At 72.6% G+C, this 16464-nt stretch carries 17 protein-coding genes; 10 read left to right on the plus strand and 7 right to left on the minus strand.

Annotated elements, in window-relative coordinates:
• Nucleotides 1-187 precede the first annotated feature (187 nt).
• A complete protein-coding gene (locus tag EDD54_RS13445) occupies nucleotides 188-649 on the plus strand; it encodes an Lrp/AsnC ligand binding domain-containing protein (protein WP_126541852.1) in 462 nt (153 codons plus the stop codon).
• 556 nt (nucleotides 650-1205) lie between these two features.
• Nucleotides 1206-2132: a polyprenyl synthetase family protein gene (locus EDD54_RS13450; RefSeq protein ID WP_126539979.1), complete on the plus strand. Its 927-nt coding sequence runs from the start codon at nucleotides 1206-1208 to the stop codon at nucleotides 2130-2132.
• Nucleotides 2133-2151: 19 nt separating this feature from the next.
• Here EDD54_RS13450 and EDD54_RS13455 read toward each other — a convergent pair whose 3' ends face one another.
• From EDD54_RS13455 to EDD54_RS13465, 3 genes are read right to left on the minus strand one after another with little or no spacing between them, the layout of a single operon-like run.
• Nucleotides 2152-2358, minus strand: coding sequence for a DUF3329 domain-containing protein (locus EDD54_RS13455; RefSeq protein WP_126539981.1), 207 nt, complete (start codon nucleotides 2356-2358; stop codon nucleotides 2152-2154).
• Nucleotides 2359-2360: 2 nt separating this feature from the next.
• Nucleotides 2361-3623 carry a flavodoxin-dependent (E)-4-hydroxy-3-methylbut-2-enyl-diphosphate synthase gene (gene ispG / locus EDD54_RS13460; protein WP_126539983.1) on the minus strand — a complete coding sequence of 421 codons (1263 nt, stop codon included), beginning with the start codon at nucleotides 3621-3623 and terminating at the stop codon, nucleotides 2361-2363.
• On the minus strand, nucleotides 3620-4147 hold the full coding sequence (locus EDD54_RS13465; RefSeq protein WP_245515764.1) for a Fur family transcriptional regulator: 528 nt from the start codon (nucleotides 4145-4147) through the stop codon (nucleotides 3620-3622). The genes ispG and EDD54_RS13465 overlap by 4 nt, the downstream gene beginning before the upstream one ends.
• Nucleotides 4148-4268: 121 nt before the next feature.
• On the opposite strand from EDD54_RS13465, the gene EDD54_RS13470 reads away from it, so the two are divergent.
• A complete protein-coding gene (locus EDD54_RS13470; RefSeq protein WP_126539987.1) occupies nucleotides 4269-5117 on the plus strand; it encodes an SDR family NAD(P)-dependent oxidoreductase in 849 nt (282 codons plus the stop codon).
• A gap of 130 nt (nucleotides 5118-5247) precedes the next feature.
• The gene (locus EDD54_RS13475) at nucleotides 5248-5805 is read left to right on the plus strand and encodes an HNH endonuclease (RefSeq protein WP_126539989.1); all 558 of its coding nucleotides are present in this window, start codon (nucleotides 5248-5250) and stop codon (nucleotides 5803-5805) included.
• 9 nt (nucleotides 5806-5814) lie between these two features.
• Here the strand turns inward: EDD54_RS13475 and EDD54_RS13480 are convergent, their stop codons facing one another.
• Nucleotides 5815-7905, minus strand: coding sequence for a putative bifunctional diguanylate cyclase/phosphodiesterase (locus EDD54_RS13480; protein ID WP_126539991.1), 2091 nt, complete (start codon nucleotides 7903-7905; stop codon nucleotides 5815-5817).
• 254 nt (nucleotides 7906-8159) lie between these two features.
• Here EDD54_RS13480 and yddG point away from each other — a divergent pair, with 254 nt between their 5' ends.
• The gene (gene yddG, locus EDD54_RS13485; protein ID WP_126539993.1) at nucleotides 8160-9044 is read left to right on the plus strand and encodes an aromatic amino acid exporter YddG; all 885 of its coding nucleotides are present in this window, start codon (nucleotides 8160-8162) and stop codon (nucleotides 9042-9044) included.
• A gap of 4 nt (nucleotides 9045-9048) precedes the next feature.
• Here the strand turns inward: yddG and gloB are convergent, their stop codons facing one another.
• Nucleotides 9049-9813, minus strand: a complete 765-nt coding sequence (gloB, locus tag EDD54_RS13490) for a hydroxyacylglutathione hydrolase (RefSeq protein ID WP_126539995.1) — start codon at nucleotides 9811-9813, stop codon at nucleotides 9049-9051.
• 108 nt (nucleotides 9814-9921) lie between these two features.
• On the opposite strand from gloB, the gene EDD54_RS13495 reads away from it, so the two are divergent.
• Together EDD54_RS13495 and EDD54_RS13500 are read left to right on the plus strand one after the other, a co-directional pair.
• On the plus strand, nucleotides 9922-10704 hold the full coding sequence (locus tag EDD54_RS13495; RefSeq protein WP_126539997.1) for a class I SAM-dependent methyltransferase: 783 nt from the start codon (nucleotides 9922-9924) through the stop codon (nucleotides 10702-10704).
• A gap of 42 nt (nucleotides 10705-10746) precedes the next feature.
• Nucleotides 10747-11445, plus strand: a complete 699-nt coding sequence (locus EDD54_RS13500; protein ID WP_126539999.1) for a type 1 glutamine amidotransferase domain-containing protein — start codon at nucleotides 10747-10749, stop codon at nucleotides 11443-11445.
• A 78-nt stretch (nucleotides 11446-11523) separates the two neighbouring features.
• Here EDD54_RS13500 and metW read toward each other — a convergent pair whose 3' ends face one another.
• Both metW and metX read right to left on the minus strand, forming a co-directional pair.
• A complete protein-coding gene (gene metW / locus EDD54_RS13505) occupies nucleotides 11524-12153 on the minus strand; it encodes a methionine biosynthesis protein MetW (protein ID WP_126540001.1) in 630 nt (209 codons plus the stop codon).
• Between the two features lie 2 nt (nucleotides 12154-12155).
• Nucleotides 12156-13355 carry a homoserine O-acetyltransferase MetX gene (gene metX, locus EDD54_RS13510; protein ID WP_126540003.1) on the minus strand — a complete coding sequence of 400 codons (1200 nt, stop codon included), beginning with the start codon at nucleotides 13353-13355 and terminating at the stop codon, nucleotides 12156-12158.
• 173 nt (nucleotides 13356-13528) lie between these two features.
• Between metX and EDD54_RS13515 the strand changes: the two genes are divergently transcribed.
• The 3 genes from EDD54_RS13515 to EDD54_RS13525 are packed head-to-tail and all read left to right on the plus strand — an operon-like array spanning nucleotide 13529 to nucleotide 16459.
• Nucleotides 13529-14404: a chorismate mutase gene (locus EDD54_RS13515; RefSeq protein WP_165644492.1), complete on the plus strand. Its 876-nt coding sequence runs from the start codon at nucleotides 13529-13531 to the stop codon at nucleotides 14402-14404.
• Nucleotides 14405-14432: 28 nt separating this feature from the next.
• A complete protein-coding gene (locus EDD54_RS13520) occupies nucleotides 14433-15545 on the plus strand; it encodes a pyridoxal phosphate-dependent aminotransferase (RefSeq protein ID WP_126540007.1) in 1113 nt (370 codons plus the stop codon).
• On the plus strand, nucleotides 15542-16459 hold the full coding sequence (locus EDD54_RS13525) for a prephenate/arogenate dehydrogenase family protein (RefSeq protein ID WP_126540009.1): 918 nt from the start codon (nucleotides 15542-15544) through the stop codon (nucleotides 16457-16459). The genes EDD54_RS13520 and EDD54_RS13525 overlap by 4 nt, the downstream gene beginning before the upstream one ends.
• Nucleotides 16460-16464: the final 5 nt, after the last annotated feature.

The raw sequence follows: 16464 nt of genomic DNA on the forward strand, positions 1-16464 counted from the left end.
CATTTCCACACCATATCAAGGTGGATGGGGACGATCCGACGTTTCTGGGGCATGGAAACGGGGAATGTCCCGGCGATGGGGGATCTTCGCCGCAAAATCCGCGGATCGGCCGGACCGAACGTCCGAAGGGAGGCGTCAGGTGACTTCTTTGGCACAGGAGCGGGCGAACCGGCGCCCGGAGGTCGAGATACCGGGTCTCGACCGAATCGACCGCAAGATCCTGTCGGCCCTCCAGGTCGACGGGCGCATCACCAACCTCGAGCTCGCCGACAAGGTCGGGCTGTCGCCGACCGCGACAGCCGAGCGCGTCAAGCGCCTGACCCGCGACGGCTTCATCCTCGGCTATTCCGCGCGGCTCGACCCGGCACGGCTGCAGCGCGGCCTCCTGGTGTTCGTCGAGATCAAGCTCGACCGGATGAACCCCGAGGTGTTCTCCACCTTCGCCGCCGCGGTGACCCGCGCGCCCGAGGTGCTGGAGTGCCACCTGATCGCCGGCGGCTTCGACTATCTCGTCAAGGCCCGCGTCAAGGACATGGAAGCCTACCGTTCCTTCCTCTCCGACGTGCTGATGGCCCTGCCGGGCGTGCGCGAGACGCATACGTACCCGGTGATGGAGGAGGTGAAGCACACGTCGGCGCTGCCGTTGTAAGGGGGCAGTAGGGAGTAGGCATTCGGGCTTCGGGCTTCGGCAGCCGGGCTTCGGGCTTCGCCGGTCGGGCTGCGGAGGCGGGTCTTCGACCGTCGGGCCTGGACCGCCGAACACCGAGCCTCGGCGGCGATCCTACGGGCGCCGAACGGCCGCCCCCCGTCTCCCCATCCTCGACAGGCCCCCTCCCCCCTGGAGGGGGAGGGTTGGGGAGAGGGGGCAGACGGGTCGCGGCATCCATCGACATTCTCCTCGACGTCCGGGCCCCGGGCGGACGGTGCGGCGGTGGCCCCCTCTCCCTGTCCCTCCCCCTCCAGGGGGGAGGGGACGCGGTGGCGATGGCGCGGCTCGATTGGAAGGGGCGGCGGCTACACACGCCGCTCCGGCCGTTGCGCAAAACCGATGGGCGTGGAGCATGCCTCCCGGGCGGCGTTTCCGTGGCCGGTCGATCGGGAATCGCGGCGCCCACGCCACGTCGCCCGCCGCTTCCTCCCCGAAGAGGCTTGACCGCGCCGGTGCGGTGGGGCACCGGAGCGGCGTCTCATGCCGGACGCCGACCATGACCAGCCGCTTCGAGGACCATCTCTCCGCTCTCGCCGACGCCGTCGAGGCCCGGCTCGCCGTGGTGCTGGCCGACGCCGCCGGGCCGGGCGAGTCGCGCCGGCCGGATCGGCTGACGGCGGCGATGCGCCACGCGGTGCTCGGCGGCGGCAAGCGGCTGCGGCCGTTCCTGGTCGCGGCCACGGCCGAACTCCACGGCGGCGGCGACGGCGACCCGCTCGCGGTGGCGGCGGCGGTCGAGTGCCTGCACTGCTACTCGCTCGTCCACGACGACCTGCCGTCGATGGACGACGACGACCTGCGCCGCGGCCGGCCGACCGTGCACCGTGCCTTCGACGAGGCGACCGCGATCCTCGCCGGCGACGGCCTGCAGACGCTCGCCTTCGACCTCCTCGCCGACCCCGCGACGCACCCCGACGCGGCCGTCCGAATCGCGCTGGTGGCCGACCTCGCCAAGGCGTCCGGGCCGGGCGGCATGGTCGGCGGCCAGATGCTCGACCTTTCCGCCGAGGGCCGCTTCGGCGACGGCCGGCCGGCGGCGCTCGGCGACGGGGAGATCCGCCGGCTCCAGGCGATGAAGACCGGCGCGCTGATCCGCGCCGCCTGCACCATGGGCGCCCGGGTCGCGGGTGCGGGACCGGCCGAAGTGGCGCGGATGGCGCGCTACGGAGACATCGTCGGCCTCGCCTTCCAACTCGCCGACGACCTGCTCGACGTCACCGGCGACGCCGCCACCGTCGGCAAGGCGACCGCCAAGGACGCCGCCGCCGGCAAGGGCACGCTGGTGTCGCTGAACGGGATCGCGGCCGTGCGCGCCGAACTCGACGCACTGGTCGCGGAGGCCGGTACGGTGCTGGCGCCCTATGGCGCGCGCGCGGAGACGCTGATCGCCGCCGCCCGCTTCGTCGCCGACCGCGAACGTTAAAAGGAAACGCGGCCCGCCGTCAGCCGGCGCCGTCGCGGCGCGGGTAGCGGATCAGGAAGGTCCAGACCGAATAGGCGAGCAGACCGCCCGCCAGCACCTGCCACATCGGGTCGCCGCCGAGGGCGAGTTCGTAGCCGAGCCAGAGCGCCACCAGCACGACGATGGCGATCCGCCGCCACAGCGGCCGATAGAACGGATGGTCGAGGTCGGACGGGCGGCGCGCCATAGTCAGGCGGTCTCCCGGGCGGGCTCGGCGGCGGCCGGGCGACCGAAGCGCTTCTCGATATAGTCGAGCACGATGGCGCGGAAGTCCTCGGCGATCCGGGGCCCGCGCAGCGTCATCGCCTTGCGGCCGTCGATGAAGACCGGCGCGGCCGGGCTCTCACCGGTGCCGGGCAGCGAGATGCCGACGTCGGCGTGCTTGGACTCGCCGGGGCCGTTGACGATGCAGCCCATCACCGCGACCTGGAGCGCCTCGACGCCGGGATACTTCTCGCGCCACTCGGGCATGGCCTCGCGGATCTGGTCCTCGATGGCGCGGGCGAGTTCCTGGAACACGGTCGAGGTGGTGCGCCCGCAGCCGGGGCAGGCGGCGACCACCGGCACGAAGGCGCGGAAGCCCATAACCTGGAGCAGTTCCTGCGCGACCTGGACCTCGCGGGTGCGGTCGCCGCCGGGCTCGGGCGTCAGCGAGACGCGGATGGTGTCGCCGATGCCCTGCTGCAGCAGAAGGCCCATCGAGGCCGACGAGGCGACGACGCCCTTGGTGCCCATGCCGGCCTCGGTGAGGCCGAGGTGGAGGGCGTGGTCGGAGCGGCGGGCGAGTTCGACGTAGACGGCGATCAGGTCCTGGACCTGGCTGACCTTGGCCGACAGGATGATCTTGGAGCGGGCGAGACCGATGTCCTCGGCCTGCGCCGCCGACAGGAGCGCCGACTGCACGATCGCCTCGCGCGTCACCTCGCGGGCCGACAGCGGCGAGCCCTCGGCCTGGTTGCGGTCCATCAGCCGGGTGAGGAGGTCCTGGTCGAGCGAGCCCCAGTTGACGCCGATGCGCACCGGCTTGTCCCAGCGGATCGCCATCTCGACGATGTCGGCGAACTGCTTGTCCTTCTTGTCCTTGAAGCCGACGTTGCCGGGGTTGATGCGGTATTTCGCCAGCGCCTCGGCGCAGGCGGGATGGTCGGCCAGCAGCTTGTGGCCGATGTAGTGGAAGTCGCCGACCAGCGGCACCGACAGTCCCAGCCGGTCGAGCCGCTCGCGGATTCGCGGCACGGCGGCGGCGGCCTCGTCGCGGTCGACGGTGATGCGGACGAGTTCGGAGCCGGCACGGGCGAGCGCGGCGACCTGGGCCACGGTGGCGTCGACGTCGGCGGTGTCGGTGTTGGTCATCGACTGCACCACCACCGGGGCGTTCCCGCCGACGGTGACGCCGCCGACGTCCACGGCCACGGAGCGGCGGCGGGGCAGCGGGGCGGTCAGGAAGCTCATGCGTCGTCTCCGTCGGCGGCGCGGGGTTGCGGCAGGCGGCCGGCGGCGCGGCAGGCGGCGCAGACGCCGCGCAGCTCGAGCACGGCGGCCGAGAGCTGGAAGCCGGCGGCGCCGGCGATGTCGGCGAGCGCGGCGGCGAGCGCCGGCGGCTCGGCCTCGGCGGCGGCGCCGCAGGCCTCGCAGAGCAGGAACACCAGCATCGGGTCGCGACCGGCCTCGGCCTCGCCGTGACCGTGCGAGCAGGCCAGGAAGGCGTTGCGGCTCTCGATGCGGTGGGCGAAGCGGTTGGCGACCAGGAAGTCGAGGGCGCGGTAGACCGAGATCGGCGACGGCCGCCGCTCGGTGGCCCCGATGCGGTCCATGATCTCGTAGGCGGTCACCGGCACGTGGCTGTCGAGCAGCACGTCGAGCACGCGGCGGCGCTGGGCGGTGAGGCGCAGGCCCATGGTGGCGCAGCGGTCCTCGACGCGGGCGAGCGCGTCGGCGCGGCAGTGGTGGTGGTCGTGGTCGTCGTGGCCGAGCACGGCGCGTCCCTCCGGGTCGCCCCTCATATAGACGCGCGGGGCGACGATAGAAAGTCGCGGGCGCGGACACCGCCTGCTAGGGTCCGCCCCGTCTCGGGACGGCACGGCGAGGGATGGCGGCATGACGGACGATCGGCGGGTGATCCTGGTCACGGGCGCCTCCAGCGGCATCGGCTTCGCCGCCGCGCGCGACATGGCGGCGCGCGGCTGGCGGGTGTTCGCGACCGTGCGCTCCGACGCCGACGCCGCACGGGTCGGCGCGCTGCCGGGCGTCGCGGTGCTCCGACTCGACTATGCCGACCCCGCCTCGGTCGACGCCTGCGCCGACGCCCTCCTCGCCGCCACCGGCGGGCGGATCGACGCCCTCTTCAACAACGGCGCCTACGGCCAGCCCGGCGCGGTCGAGGACCTCTCGACCGCCGTGCTGCGCGCCCAGTTCGAGGTCAACCTGTTCGGCTGGCACGACCTGACCTGCCGGCTGATCCCGGCGATGCGCGCGCGGGGATCCGGGCGGATCGTGCAGTGCTCCTCGATCCTCGGCTTCCTGGCGCTGAAGTACCGCGGCGCCTACATCGCCTCCAAGCACGCGCTCGAGGGCCTGACCGACACGCTGCGGCTCGAACTCGCCGGCACCGGCATCTCGGTGTCGTCGATCCAGCCGGGGCCGATCGCCACCAACTTCGTGCGGGCGTCGATGGAGAAGTTCCACGCCAACGTCGACATCGAGGGATCGCCGCACCGGGCGGTCTACGAACGCCGGCTGGAACGGATGCGGCGCGGCGGCGCCAACCGGTTCAAGCTGCCGCCGGAAGCGGTGGTGGCGGCGCTCGTCCACGCCTGCGAATCACCGCGTCCGCGGCCGGTCTACCGGGTGACGACCCCGACCAAGGTGATCGCGATCGTCGAGCGTCTGCTGCCGACGCGGCTCTACCACCGGCTGGCGCTGGCGATCTCCGACGGCGAACAGTGAGGCGAATCGGGACGCGGGGGCGGAGCTTTTAAGCGTTCTGCCCGCTTCACACCAGCGACACGAACGCTATACACTATCCGCGGGCGGCCCTGCGGAACCTCGTCCGAGGGCCGGTCGAGGAGAGCGTGGGGTGACGATTCATGTCTCGCCGGACGCACATCCGGCGCTCGTGCTCAACGCGGACTATCGTCCGCTCAGCTATTATCCCCTGTCGCTGTGGTCGTGGCAGGACGCGCTGAAGGCCGTCTTCCTGGACCGCGTCAACATCGTGTCCGAATACGACGTCGTCGTGCGCAGCCCGAGCTTCGAGTTCAAGCTGCCGTCCGTGGTGTCGCTCAAGACCTTCGTCAAACCGTCGCGCCACCCGGCCTTCACCCGCTTCAACGTGTTCTTGCGCGACCGCTTCCAGTGCCAGTACTGCGGTTCGCGCGAGGACCTGACCTTCGACCACCTGGTGCCGCGCTCCAAGGGCGGGCAGACCACCTGGGAGAACGTCGTCACCGCCTGTTCGCCCTGCAACCTGCACAAGGCCAACAAGACTGTGGCCGAGGCGGGCATGCTGCTGCACTGCCATCCCTTCGCGCCCTCGGTGCAGGACCTGCACAACAACGGCCGGCTGTTCCCGCCGAACTTCCTGCACGAGAGCTGGCTCGACTTCCTCTACTGGGACACCGAACTCGATCCGTGACGGCGCGACTCACGCGGTGCGGCGGAGCGCCTGCCGCGAGGCGGCCATGCGCCTTGTGATCTCGGCGGCGGTGGTCGGGCTGCCGAAATGGTAGCCCTGCAGCTCGTGGCAGCCGGCGCTCTTCAGGATCACCGCCTCGTCCTCGCGCTCGATGCCCTCGGCGGTGACGCCGACGCCGAGGGCGTCGGCGAGCGCCACGGTCGCCTCGACCAGCTTCTGCGAGGCGGGGTCGCGGACAACGTCGATGATCACCGAGCGGTCGATCTTGACCTTGTCGAAAGCGAAGCGGCGCAGGTAGCCGATCGAGGAGAAGCCGGTGCCGAAGTCGTCGAGGGCGATGCGGACGCCGATCTGACGCAGCGCGTCGATCATGCGGCGGGCGCGCTCGGGATAGGCGACGAGGTAGCTCTCGGTGATGTCGAGCTCGAGCCGGGCGGCCGGGAAGCCCTCCTCGGCGAGCACGCCGGCGACGACGGTGTGGAAGCCCGGGTTCTTGAACTGGGCCGCCGAGACGTTGACGGCGACCCTGAGGTCGCCGAAGGCGGCGGCGTCGCGGCAGGCCCGCCTCAGCACCCAGGCGCCGAGGTCCTCGATCAGGCCGATCTCCTCGGCGATCGGGATGAACCGGGCCGGCGACACCGGCCCCTCGACCGGGCGGATCCAGCGCAAGAGCGCCTCGACCGAGACGATTCGACCGGTGCGCGCCTCGATCACCGGCTGGTAGTGGAGCTGGAGCTCCTCGTTGGAGAAGGCCTTGCGCAGGGCGACGGCGAGCGCGGCGCGCTCGGCGCGCTCGGCGTCCATGTCGTGCTCGTAGATCTCGATCCGGTTCTTGCCGCGGCCCTTGGCCTGGTACATCGCGACGTCGGCGCGGCGCACCAGTTCGGAAGCGGTCATGGGCTCGCCCGCCGTGCCGGCGATGCCGACCGACGTGCCGACCTGGACGATGCGGCCGTCGAGGTCGAAGGCCTCGGACAGGAACTCGATCATCGAGGCGCCGATCTCGGTGGCGACCTCGAAGGAGGTCTCGCCGGTGGCGACGACGGCGAACTCGTCGCCGCCGAGACGGGCTAGGAAACCGCGGCGGTCGACCAGCGTCGAGAAGCCGGCCGCGACGGCGCGGATCAGGCGGTCGCCGGTCTCGTGGCCGTAGGTGTCGTTAACGTCCTTGAAGCCGTCGAGGTCGAGGAAGACGATCGTGACCGGCCGGCCGCCCGACCGAGCCACCGCGGCCTCGACGGCCTGGTGGAACGAGGCACGGTTCGGCAGGCCGCTGAGGCCGTCGAGGCCGGCCTCGCGGCGGGCGAGTTCCTCGCCCCGGTGCATCGCCGACAGCGACTTCCAGATCGTCGCCACCAGCATGACCATGACCAGCAGCAGCAGCCCGAGCACGATCAGCATGGGCATGCGCACGCGCGCGTAGGCGAGATCGCCGGGGGCGCGCGGATCGGCGACGAGGCTGGCGATCCGGCCGCCGTCGGGCGCGAGCAGGTCGACGTCGACGCCGCCACCGGGATCGCCCGACAGGGTGAGGCCGTCGACCGAAAAGCTGCGGCCGAGCGCCTCGACCGAATCGGCCGTGAGCCGTCGGCCGGTGACGAGCAATCGCTCGCCGCCTGGAAGCGGAGAGACGGCCGCGAGCACGATGCCGTCGGCCGTCGAGAACAACCCGGACTTCGGCACGCCCCCGGGGTCGGCACGGACGCCGTCGAGCACCAGGGAGAAGCCGCCCTGGAGCCAGTCCGTCGCCGGCCGGTCGAGGCGGGTGCCGTCGTGGACGCCGCCGAGCGTCGTCCCGTCGGCCGACAGCAGGAACAGGGTGTCGAAGATCGCGTGCGGCCCCGCGGTGGCCGCGGCGGCCACGGCGGCGTCGAACCGGCCGTCGGCCACGCCGAAGGCGGCGAGGTCTCCCGGCGAGGCGGCGACGTGGGCGTGCTCCTCGACAAGGGTACGCGCCAGTTCGTTGTAGGCGCCGGCGACGGTACGGCGCAGGGTGCCGGCGTCGATGTCGTCGACCTCGCCGGCCATGCGGGTCATCGCCAGGAAGACGACCGCCACGGTCGCGAGCACGGTCAGGAACGCCGGGAGGGCGATCCCCAATCCGAACTCGAGCCAGACCCGTCGCCAGGAAGCCAATTGACCGCACCCGTCACCCGTGAACGCGCCCCGATGCTAGTGGCCGGTTCTTAACCACTCGCAAAACAGCGGCGTGAACTTGCCGTTCCGGGCGCGCCAAAACACATGAATATCATAATCCTAGGTATTTTTGGCATGTACGGTGGGCCGATGACAAGGATCCGGTGCGCTGCTAGGACGGGGCGGCGACCCCGGGCGGCGCGGACAGGAGATGGACGATGACCGGCAGGACCCGCGCGACCCTGGTCGGACTCACTGCGGTGGCGATGTGGGCGATGCTCGGCGTCTTCACCGCCGGTTCCGGTGCCGTGCCGCCGTTCCTGCTGAACGGGCTGTGCTTCACCGCCTCCGGCGCGGCGGCGACGGCTTGGCTCGTCGCCTCCGGCCACGGCCTCGACGCCTTCCGCCAGCCGGTCCGGGTCTGGGCGACCGGCGTCGGCGGCCTGTTCGGCTTCCACGCACTCTACTTCACCGCGCTGCGCCACGCGCCGCCGGTCGAGGCGAACCTCGTCAATTATCTCTGGCCGCTGCTGATCGTGCTGTTCTCCGGCCTCTTGCCGGGCGAGCGGCTGAAGGCGCACCACGTCGTCGGCGTCGGGCTCGGCTTCGTCGGCGCGGCGCTGCTGATCGGCGGCGGCGGCAACCTGTCGCTCTCCGGCGGTCACGCCCTCGGCTACGCCGCGGCGATGGCCTCGGCCCTGACCTGGGCCGGCTATTCCGTGCTGTCGCGCCGGATGGCGGCGGTGCCGACCGAGGCGGTGGCCGGCTTCTGCCTCGCCACCGGCCTGCTCAGCCTCGCCGCCCACGCCGCCTTCGAGGAGACGGTGCTGCCGTCGGGCGCCGGGCAGTGGACCATGGTGGCCCTGCTCGCGGTGTTCCCGGTCGGCCTCGCCTTCTTCGTCTGGGACCACGGCGTCAAGCGCGGCGACATCCAGGTGCTCGGCGCGGCGGCCTATGCCGCGCCGGTGCTGTCGACGCTGATGCTGGTGGCGACCGGCTGGGGCACGCTCGGCCTCGCGTCGGCGCTCGCCTGCCTGCTCGTCACCGGCGGTGCGCTGATCGCCGCCAAGGACCTGTTCCGGCGCGCAGCGACCGCGGCCTGAAGGTTCAGGCGCGGTCCTTGCGGCGGCGGATCTCGGCGAAGACCGCGGCGGAATCGGCGCCGGCGAGCCCGACCGCGGCGGCGACCGCCGGCTCGCCCGCGCGCAGGAACGGGTTGGTGGCCCGTTCCAGCCCGATCGTGGTCGGCACCGTCGGACGGCCGGCGGCGCGGGCGGCTTCGACGTCGGCGAGCCGGTCGGCGACGGCGGCGTCGTCCGGCAGCAGCGCGGCGGCGAAGCGGGCGTTCGAGAGCGTGTACTCGTGGCCGCAGTAGACGGCGGTCTCCGCGGGCAGCGCCGCGAGGCGGCCGAGCGAGCCCCACATGTCCGCGGCCGTGCCCTCGAACAGGCGGCCGCAGCCCATGGCGAACAGGGTGTCGCCGGAGAACAGCAGGCCGTCGTCGGGCAGGTGGTAGGCGAGGTGGCCGAGGGTGTGGCCGGGCGTCGCGATGGCGACGACACGGAATCCGCAGACCTCGGTCTCCTCGCCGTCGGCCAGCGTGGCCGTGAGCAGGCCGATCTTCGCCGCCTCGGCGGCCGGGCCGATCACCGGCACGCCGGCGGGCGCGAGCGCGGGGATGCCCTCGACGTGGTCGCCGTGGTGGTGGGTGACCAGGACGGCGCCGAGCCGCCAGCCGAGGCGCGCCAGCGCGGCCTCGATCGGGGCCGCCGCCGGGGCGTCGACCAGCAGCGCGTCCCCGCCGGGCCGGCGCAAGAGGACCGCGTAGTTGTCGGCGCGGCAGGGCACCAGTTCGATCTCGACGGCGGGCATCGGCGTTTCTTCCGTTGTGGTCGCGGACGGACCCGACCACAGTGGGCGGGCGCTCGCGGCGAATCTAGGCCGCGACGACCGGCCCGCCAACCTCGGATCCGCCCGCCGATGTACCTCGACGTCGTCGACCTCCGCGACTTCTACGCCGGCGACCACGGCGCCATGGTGCGCAGCGTGATCGGCGGCGTGGTGCGCGCGCGCTGGCCGTCGGTCGCCGGCGACCGCATCCTCGGGCTCGGCTTCACCACGCCCTATCTCGCCCTCTTCGCCGGCGAGGCCGAGCGCACGCTCGCCTTCAACCCGGCGGCGCAGGGCGCCGTGAACTGGCCCGGCGCCGGGCCGTCGTCGTCGGCGCTGGTGGTCGAGGACATGCTGCCGCTCGCCGACGCCGCGGTCGACCGGGTACTGCTCGTCCACGCGCTCGAGATGGCCAGCGACCCGCGCGAGGTGCTGCGCGAGGTCTGGCGCGTGCTGGCGCCCGGCGGGCGGATGCTGGCGGTGGTGCCGAACCGGCGCGGCCTGTGGGCGCGGGTCGACAGTTCGCCCTTCGGCTACGGCCGGCCGTTCTCGCGCGGGCAGCTCACGCAGCTCCTGCGCGACAGCCTGTTCTCGCCGGTCGGTTGGAGCGAGGCACTGCACATGATGCCGCTGACGCGCCGACGGCGTCGGCGGTCGTGGGCGGCCTGGGAGCGGCTCGGCGCGCGGCTGTGGCCGGCCTTCGCCGGCGTGATCGTCGTCGAGGCGACCAAGCAGCTCTACCAGGGCATCCCGGTGGCGCGGCGCGCGAAGGCGACGACGCGGCTGCGTCCGGTGCTGCTGCCGGCGCCGGCCGGCGTCACCACGCGCGGCCCGAGCGGAACCGTGGCCGGCGGACAGGGTTCCAGACCCTGAGCGCGCCGACATGGCGCGACACGTCCCCCATGGAGAGACTTGATGGCCAAGGCCCTGTTCGTCCTGACGTCCCATGCCACGCTCGGCGCCACCGGCCGGCCGACCGGCTGGTTCCTCGAGGAGGCGGCGACGCCCTACGTGATCCTGACCGATGCCGGCTTCACCGTCGACATCGCCTCGATCGCCGGCGGCGCCGCGCCGATCGACCCGTCGAGCCTGCTCGAGGACGGCGAGGGCCACGGCTTCGTCGCGCGCTTCCTGGCCGACCCCGAGGCGCGCGCCAAGATCGAGGCGACCATCCCGATCGCCGACGTCGACGAGCACGCCTACGACCTCGTCTTCCTGCCCGGCGGCCACGGCACCATGTGGGACTTTCCCGTGTGCGAGCCGCTGTCGCGGGTGATCCAGACGGTCTGGTACACCGGCGGCGTGGTCGGTGCCGTCTGCCACGGCCCGGCCGGGCTCGTGAACGTCAAGGGCCGCGACGGCCGGGCGATGATCGCGGACATGAGGGTGACCGGCTTCTCCAACGCCGAAGAGGAGAAGGCCGGGCTGACGGACGCGGTGCCCTTCCTGCTCGCCGACGCCCTCGCCGCCGCCGGCGCCGAGGTGACCCACGGCGCCCCCTTCACGGAGCACGTGGTCCGCGACGACCGGCTGGTGACGGGCCAGAACCCGATGTCGTCGGAAGCCGTCGCCCGCGCGATGGTGGAAGCGGCCTACGCCGCGCGGCGGCTCTGAGGGGCGGTCGCGGCGGGCGGGGACCGATGTCCGCGGAGACGCCTCGGAAGCCGAGGCGTCCGCCCCTCCTAGTCTTCTTCAGCGCTTGCTGAGCAGGAACACGCCCTGGGCGCCGATCAGGTTCCAGACCCACCAGGGCGCGTTGAAGGGCAGCTTCTTGCCGTTGCCGTCGAGGGCGATCGCGCGTTCGACGGTGGCGCCGACCTCCTCGCAGAGGGCGACGAAGTCGCGCATGGTGCAGAAGTGGATGTTGGGGGTGTCGTACCAGCTGTAGGGCAGGCGCGAGGACACCGGCATCCGGCCGGTGAACAGCAGGCGCAGCCTGACGTCGACGTGGCCGAAGTTCGGGAACGAGACGATGGCGCGGCGGCCGATCCGGAGCAGGTCCTCGAGCACGCGCTTCGGGTTGCGCGTCGCCTGGATGGTCTGGCTGAGGATGGCGTAGTCGAAGGCGCCGTCGGGGTAGAAGGCGAGGTCGCTGTCGGCGTCGCCCTGGATCACCGACAGGCCGCGGGCGACGGCGTCGCGCACGCCGTCCTGGCCGAGTTCGAGGCCGCGGGCGTCGACGCCGCGGGTGCGCTCGAGCAGCGCCAACAGTTCGCCGTCGCCACAACCGACGTCGAGCACGCGCGAGCCGGGCTCGACGAGATCGGCGACGACGCGCAGATCGACGCGGACGTCGGCATGTCCGCCGGTGAGATCGGCCATGGTCAGTCCCTCCCGGCGAAGGCGAGGCCGGCGGCGCGGGCGGCGCCGGTCAGGAAGCCGCGGACGATGCGGAACTGCTCGGGAATGTCGAGCAGGAAGCTGTCGTGGCCGCGGTCGCTCTCGATCTCGACGAAGGAGACCGACGCGCCGGCCGCGTTCAGCGCGTGCACCACCGCCCGGCTCTCCGAGGTCGGGAACAGCCAGTCGGAGGTGAAGGAGACGATGCAGAAGCGCGTCCGCGAGCCCTGGAACACCTTCGAGAGCGCGCCGTCCCGGGCGGCGGCGAGGTCGAAATAGTCCATGGCCCGCGTGACGTAGAGATAGGAATTGGCGTCGAAGCGGTCGACGAAGGTCATGCCCTGGTGGCGCAGGTAGCTCTCGATCTGGAAGTCGGCGTCGAAGCCGAACGTCAACCGCTCGCGGTCCTGCAGGTTGCGACCGAACTTGGCGTGCAACGACTGACCGGACATGTAGGTGATGTGCGCGGCCATGCGGGCCACCGCGAGGCCCTTCTTCGGGCTGGTGCCGGCGTCGAGGTAGCGGCCGCCGCACCAGTCGGGATCGGCCATCACCGCCTGCCGGCCGACCTCGTGGAAGGCGATGTTCTGCGACGAGTGACGGGCGCCGGACGCCATGCAGACCGCGGCGAACACCCGGTCCGGATAGGCGGCGGCCCATTGCAGCACCTGCATGCCGCCCATCGAACCGCCGACGACCGCGAACAGCCGACCGATGCCGAGGGCGTCGACCAGCATCGCCTGGGCGCGGACCATGTCGCCGATGGTGAGCACCGGCAGGTCGAGGCCGTAGATCCGCCCGTCCGGGCCGGTCGAGGCCGGGCCGGTGGTGCCCATGCAGCCGCCGAGCACGTTGGCGCAGATCACGAACCAGCGGTCGGTGTCGATCGGCCGGCCGGGGCCGATCATCATCGTCCACCAGCCGGGCTTGCCGGTGACCGGGTTGTCGCTGGCGACGTGCTGGTCGCCGGTCAGTGCGTGACAGACCAGGATGGCGTTGGAGCGGTCGGCGTTCAGGCGGCCGTAGGTCTGGTAGGCGATCTGCCAGGGGGCGATCGCGGCGCCGCTGTCGAGCGGGAGCGGGCGATCGGGTCCGAAGCGCATGACCGGCGAGGCGGGGTGGTCGGCCTGTCCCCGGCGCAGGCGCTCCTGCGCGTCGGTCTCTGCGGCGTCGGTCGCGGACATGGGTGTCTGAGCTTTCGGAGAACCCGGAAGGAAGGCCGCTAGGTAGGTACCGCCGCGGCGCCCTGTCAAGCGCGGCACCCGGTTTTCCTTTGCCTTCGGCGGACACGGCTCCTATGAATGGCACCGCCCGGCCGCCCCGGCCGACGCCCCGGAACACCCCGCGCGCCAGCCCCATGTCCGCCCCCGACCAGCCCGCCCCGACCGGCCTTTCCGCCCTCCGCCAGCGCATCGACGACATCGACGCCGAGGTGCACCGCCTGCTGATCGCGCGCTCCGAGATCATCGACCAGCTGATCTCGGTGAAGCGCACCGGCGAGCCCGGCGCGGCGTTCCGGCCGGCGCGCGAGGCCTCGATGATGCACGCGCTCGTGGAGCGCCACCGCGGCCACCTGCCGCTCGTCACCGTCGAGCACGTCTGGCGCGAGGTGATCTCGACCTTCACGTGGCTGCAGGCGCCCTACACGGTCCACGTCGCCACCGGCGACGCCGCCGAAACGCGCGACATGGCGCGCTTCTACTTCGGCTTCACCGTGCCGTTCGAGACCGTGGCCGAGCCGGCCGACGCCGTCGCCGCCGTGGCGCGCTCGACCTCCGACCTCGCGGTGGTCAGGCTCGGCGAGGCCGACACGGCGTGGTGGGCGGCGCTCTCGGCCGATGGCGCGGCGCCGCGCGTGATCGGCCGCCTGCCCTTCATCGCCGTCGCCGACCGCCCGGTCGCGATCCCGGCGGTGGTGGTGTCGCCGCCGCTGAAGGACCCGGTGAAGCCCGAGGTGGCGGTGTTCGCCTGCCGCGGCCCGGCCGACGCCTCCGCCCACGCCTGGCTGCGCAAGCGCGGCGTCGAGGTGATCGCCTGGCACGCGCCCTGGGGCCACCACACCGGCGCGGTCGGCGCCGAACTGGTGATCGCGGTGCCGCTCGACGACCAGGACGAATCCACCGCCGCGGAGGCGACCGCGGAGCGGGCGCGCGACGCCGGCATCATCCTCGCCGACCTGCGTCCCGTCGGCGGCTACGCCGCCCCGATCGAAGCCCGTCCGCAGCGGCCCTGATCCCCTCCCCCGAAGTTCGCCGAGACCCATGACCAGCTCCACGACCCTCCGCCCCGTGCCCCGCGCCGGCGTGCTCGCCATCGACGCCTACGTGCCCGGCCGCTCCAAGGCGGCGCCGGGACGCAGGCTGATCAAGCTGTCGTCCAACGAGACGCCGCTCGGCCCCTCGCCCGAGGCGGTCGCGGCCTTCCGTGGCGCCGCCGGCGACCTCGAGCGCTACCCCGACGGCGCCGCGACGGCGCTGCGCGAGGCGATCGCCGACGTCCACGGTCTCAACCCGACGCGCATCGTCTGCGGCAACGGCTCGGACGAACTCCTGACGCTGCTCGCCCACGCCTATCTCGCCCCCGGCGACGAGGGGCTCTACGGCGAGCACGGCTTCCTGGTCTACAAGATCGCCATCCTCGCCGCCGGCGGCACGCCGGTGGTGGCGCCCGAGCGCGACCTTACCGTCGACGTCGACGCCCTGCTCGCCGCGGTGACGCCGCGCACGCGGATCGTCTACCTCGCCAATCCCGCCAACCCGACCGGCACCTACCTGCCGTTCTCGGAGATCCGGCGCCTGCACGCCGGCCTGCCCGGCAATGTCGTGCTGGTGCTCGACGCCGCCTACGCCGAGTACGTCCGCCGCAACGACTACGAGAGCGGCATCGAGCTGGTGTCGTCGTCCGAGAACGTGGTGATGACCCGGACCTTCTCGAAGGTGCACGGCCTCGCCGCCCTGCGCATCGGCTGGCTCTACGGGCCGGAGGGCGTGGTCGACGCGCTGAACCGGACCCGCGGGCCGTTCAACCTGTCGGCCCCGGCGATCGCGGCCGGCGCCGCGGCGATCCGCGACCGCGGCTTCCTCGAGACCGCCGTCGCCCACAACGCACGCTGGCTGCCGTGGCTGACCGCGGAGATCGAGGCGCTCGGGCTGACGGTGACGCCGTCGGTCGCCAACTTCCTGCTGATCCACTTCCCCGACAAAGCCGGCCGCACCGCCGCCGAGGCCGACGAGTTCCTGACCGGCGAGGGCATCGTGCTGCGCCGGGTCGCCGGCTACGGCCTGCCGAACGCGCTGCGCATGACCGTCGGCGACGAGGAGGCCAACCGCGCCACCGTCGCCGCCCTCGCCGCCTTCCTGGGACGGGGTCGATGACCACCCTCGTGTTCGAGCGGATCGCGGTCGTCGGCATCGGCCTGATCGGATCGTCGATCGTCCGCGGCGCCCGCGCCAAGGGCCTCGCCGGCACGATCGCCGTCGCCGACCACGCCGGCCCGCATCTCGCCCGCGCCCGCGAGCTCGGGCTCGGCGACGACTGGCACGCCGACGCCGGCGACGCCGCGGCGGGGGCCGACCTCGTCATGGTCGCGGTGCCGGTCGGCGCCTGCGAGGCGGTCGCGAAGGCAATCGCGCCGCGGCTGAAGCCGGGGGCGATCGTCACCGACGTCGGCTCGGTCAAGGCCTCGGTGGTCCGGCAGATGAAGCCGCACCTGCCGGCCGGCGTCCACCTGATCCCGGGCCACCCGGTCGCCGGCACCGAGTTCTCCGGCCCCGACGCCGGCTTCGCCGAGCTGTTCGAGAACCGCTGGTCGATCCTGACGCCGCCGGACGACGTCGATCCCGCGGCGCTCGCCCGTCTGGTGGCGTTCTGGCGCGGGCTCGGCGCCAACGTCGAGACCATGACGGCCGAGCACCACGACATCGTGCTCGCCATCACCAGCCACCTGCCGCACCTGATCGCCTACAACATCGTCGGCACCGCCGCCGACGTCGAGCAGGTGACCCAGTCGGAGGTGATGAAGTTCTCCGCCGGCGGCTTCCGCGACTTCACCCGCATCGCCGCCTCCGATCCGACGATGTGGCGCGACGTCTTCCTGCACAACCGCGAGGCGGTGCTCGAAGTGCTCGGCCGCTTCACCGAGGACCTGTTCGCGCTGCAGCGCCAGATCCGCTGGGGCGAGGGCGACAAGCTGTTCGACCTGTTCACCCGCACCCGGGCGATCCGCCGCGGCATCATCGGCCTCGGCCAGGAGACGCCGGCGCCGGACTTCGGCCGCCGCAAGGGCTGACGGCG

This window comes from Oharaeibacter diazotrophicus (assembly GCF_004362745.1).
In the GTDB taxonomy this organism is placed as follows: domain Bacteria; phylum Pseudomonadota; class Alphaproteobacteria; order Rhizobiales; family Pleomorphomonadaceae; genus Oharaeibacter; species Oharaeibacter diazotrophicus.

Bases quoted from the DNA above. Each gene is read 5' to 3' on its own strand.
- metW (WP_126540001.1), bottom strand. From the start codon at position 12,153: ATGGCCGATCTCACCGGCGGACATGCCGACGTCCGCGTCGATCTGCGC.
- EDD54_RS13520 (WP_126540007.1), top strand. From the start codon at position 14,433: ATGACCAGCTCCACGACCCTCCGCCCCGTGCCCCGCGCCGGCGTGCTC.
- EDD54_RS13500 (WP_126539999.1), top strand. From the start codon at position 10,747: ATGGCCAAGGCCCTGTTCGTCCTGACGTCCCATGCCACGCTCGGCGCC.
- gloB (WP_126539995.1), bottom strand. From the start codon at position 9,813: ATGCCCGCCGTCGAGATCGAACTGGTGCCCTGCCGCGCCGACAACTAC.
- EDD54_RS13515 (WP_165644492.1), top strand. From the start codon at position 13,529: ATGTCCGCCCCCGACCAGCCCGCCCCGACCGGCCTTTCCGCCCTCCGC.
- EDD54_RS13455 (WP_126539981.1), bottom strand. From the start codon at position 2,358: ATGGCGCGCCGCCCGTCCGACCTCGACCATCCGTTCTATCGGCCGCTG.
- EDD54_RS13525 (WP_126540009.1), top strand. From the start codon at position 15,542: ATGACCACCCTCGTGTTCGAGCGGATCGCGGTCGTCGGCATCGGCCTG.
- EDD54_RS13495 (WP_126539997.1), top strand. From the start codon at position 9,922: ATGTACCTCGACGTCGTCGACCTCCGCGACTTCTACGCCGGCGACCAC.
- EDD54_RS13450 (WP_126539979.1), top strand. From the start codon at position 1,206: ATGACCAGCCGCTTCGAGGACCATCTCTCCGCTCTCGCCGACGCCGTC.
- ispG (WP_126539983.1), bottom strand. From the start codon at position 3,623: ATGAGCTTCCTGACCGCCCCGCTGCCCCGCCGCCGCTCCGTGGCCGTG.
- EDD54_RS13470 (WP_126539987.1), top strand. From the start codon at position 4,269: ATGACGGACGATCGGCGGGTGATCCTGGTCACGGGCGCCTCCAGCGGC.
- metX (WP_126540003.1), bottom strand. From the start codon at position 13,355: ATGTCCGCGACCGACGCCGCAGAGACCGACGCGCAGGAGCGCCTGCGC.
- yddG (WP_126539993.1), top strand. From the start codon at position 8,160: ATGACCGGCAGGACCCGCGCGACCCTGGTCGGACTCACTGCGGTGGCG.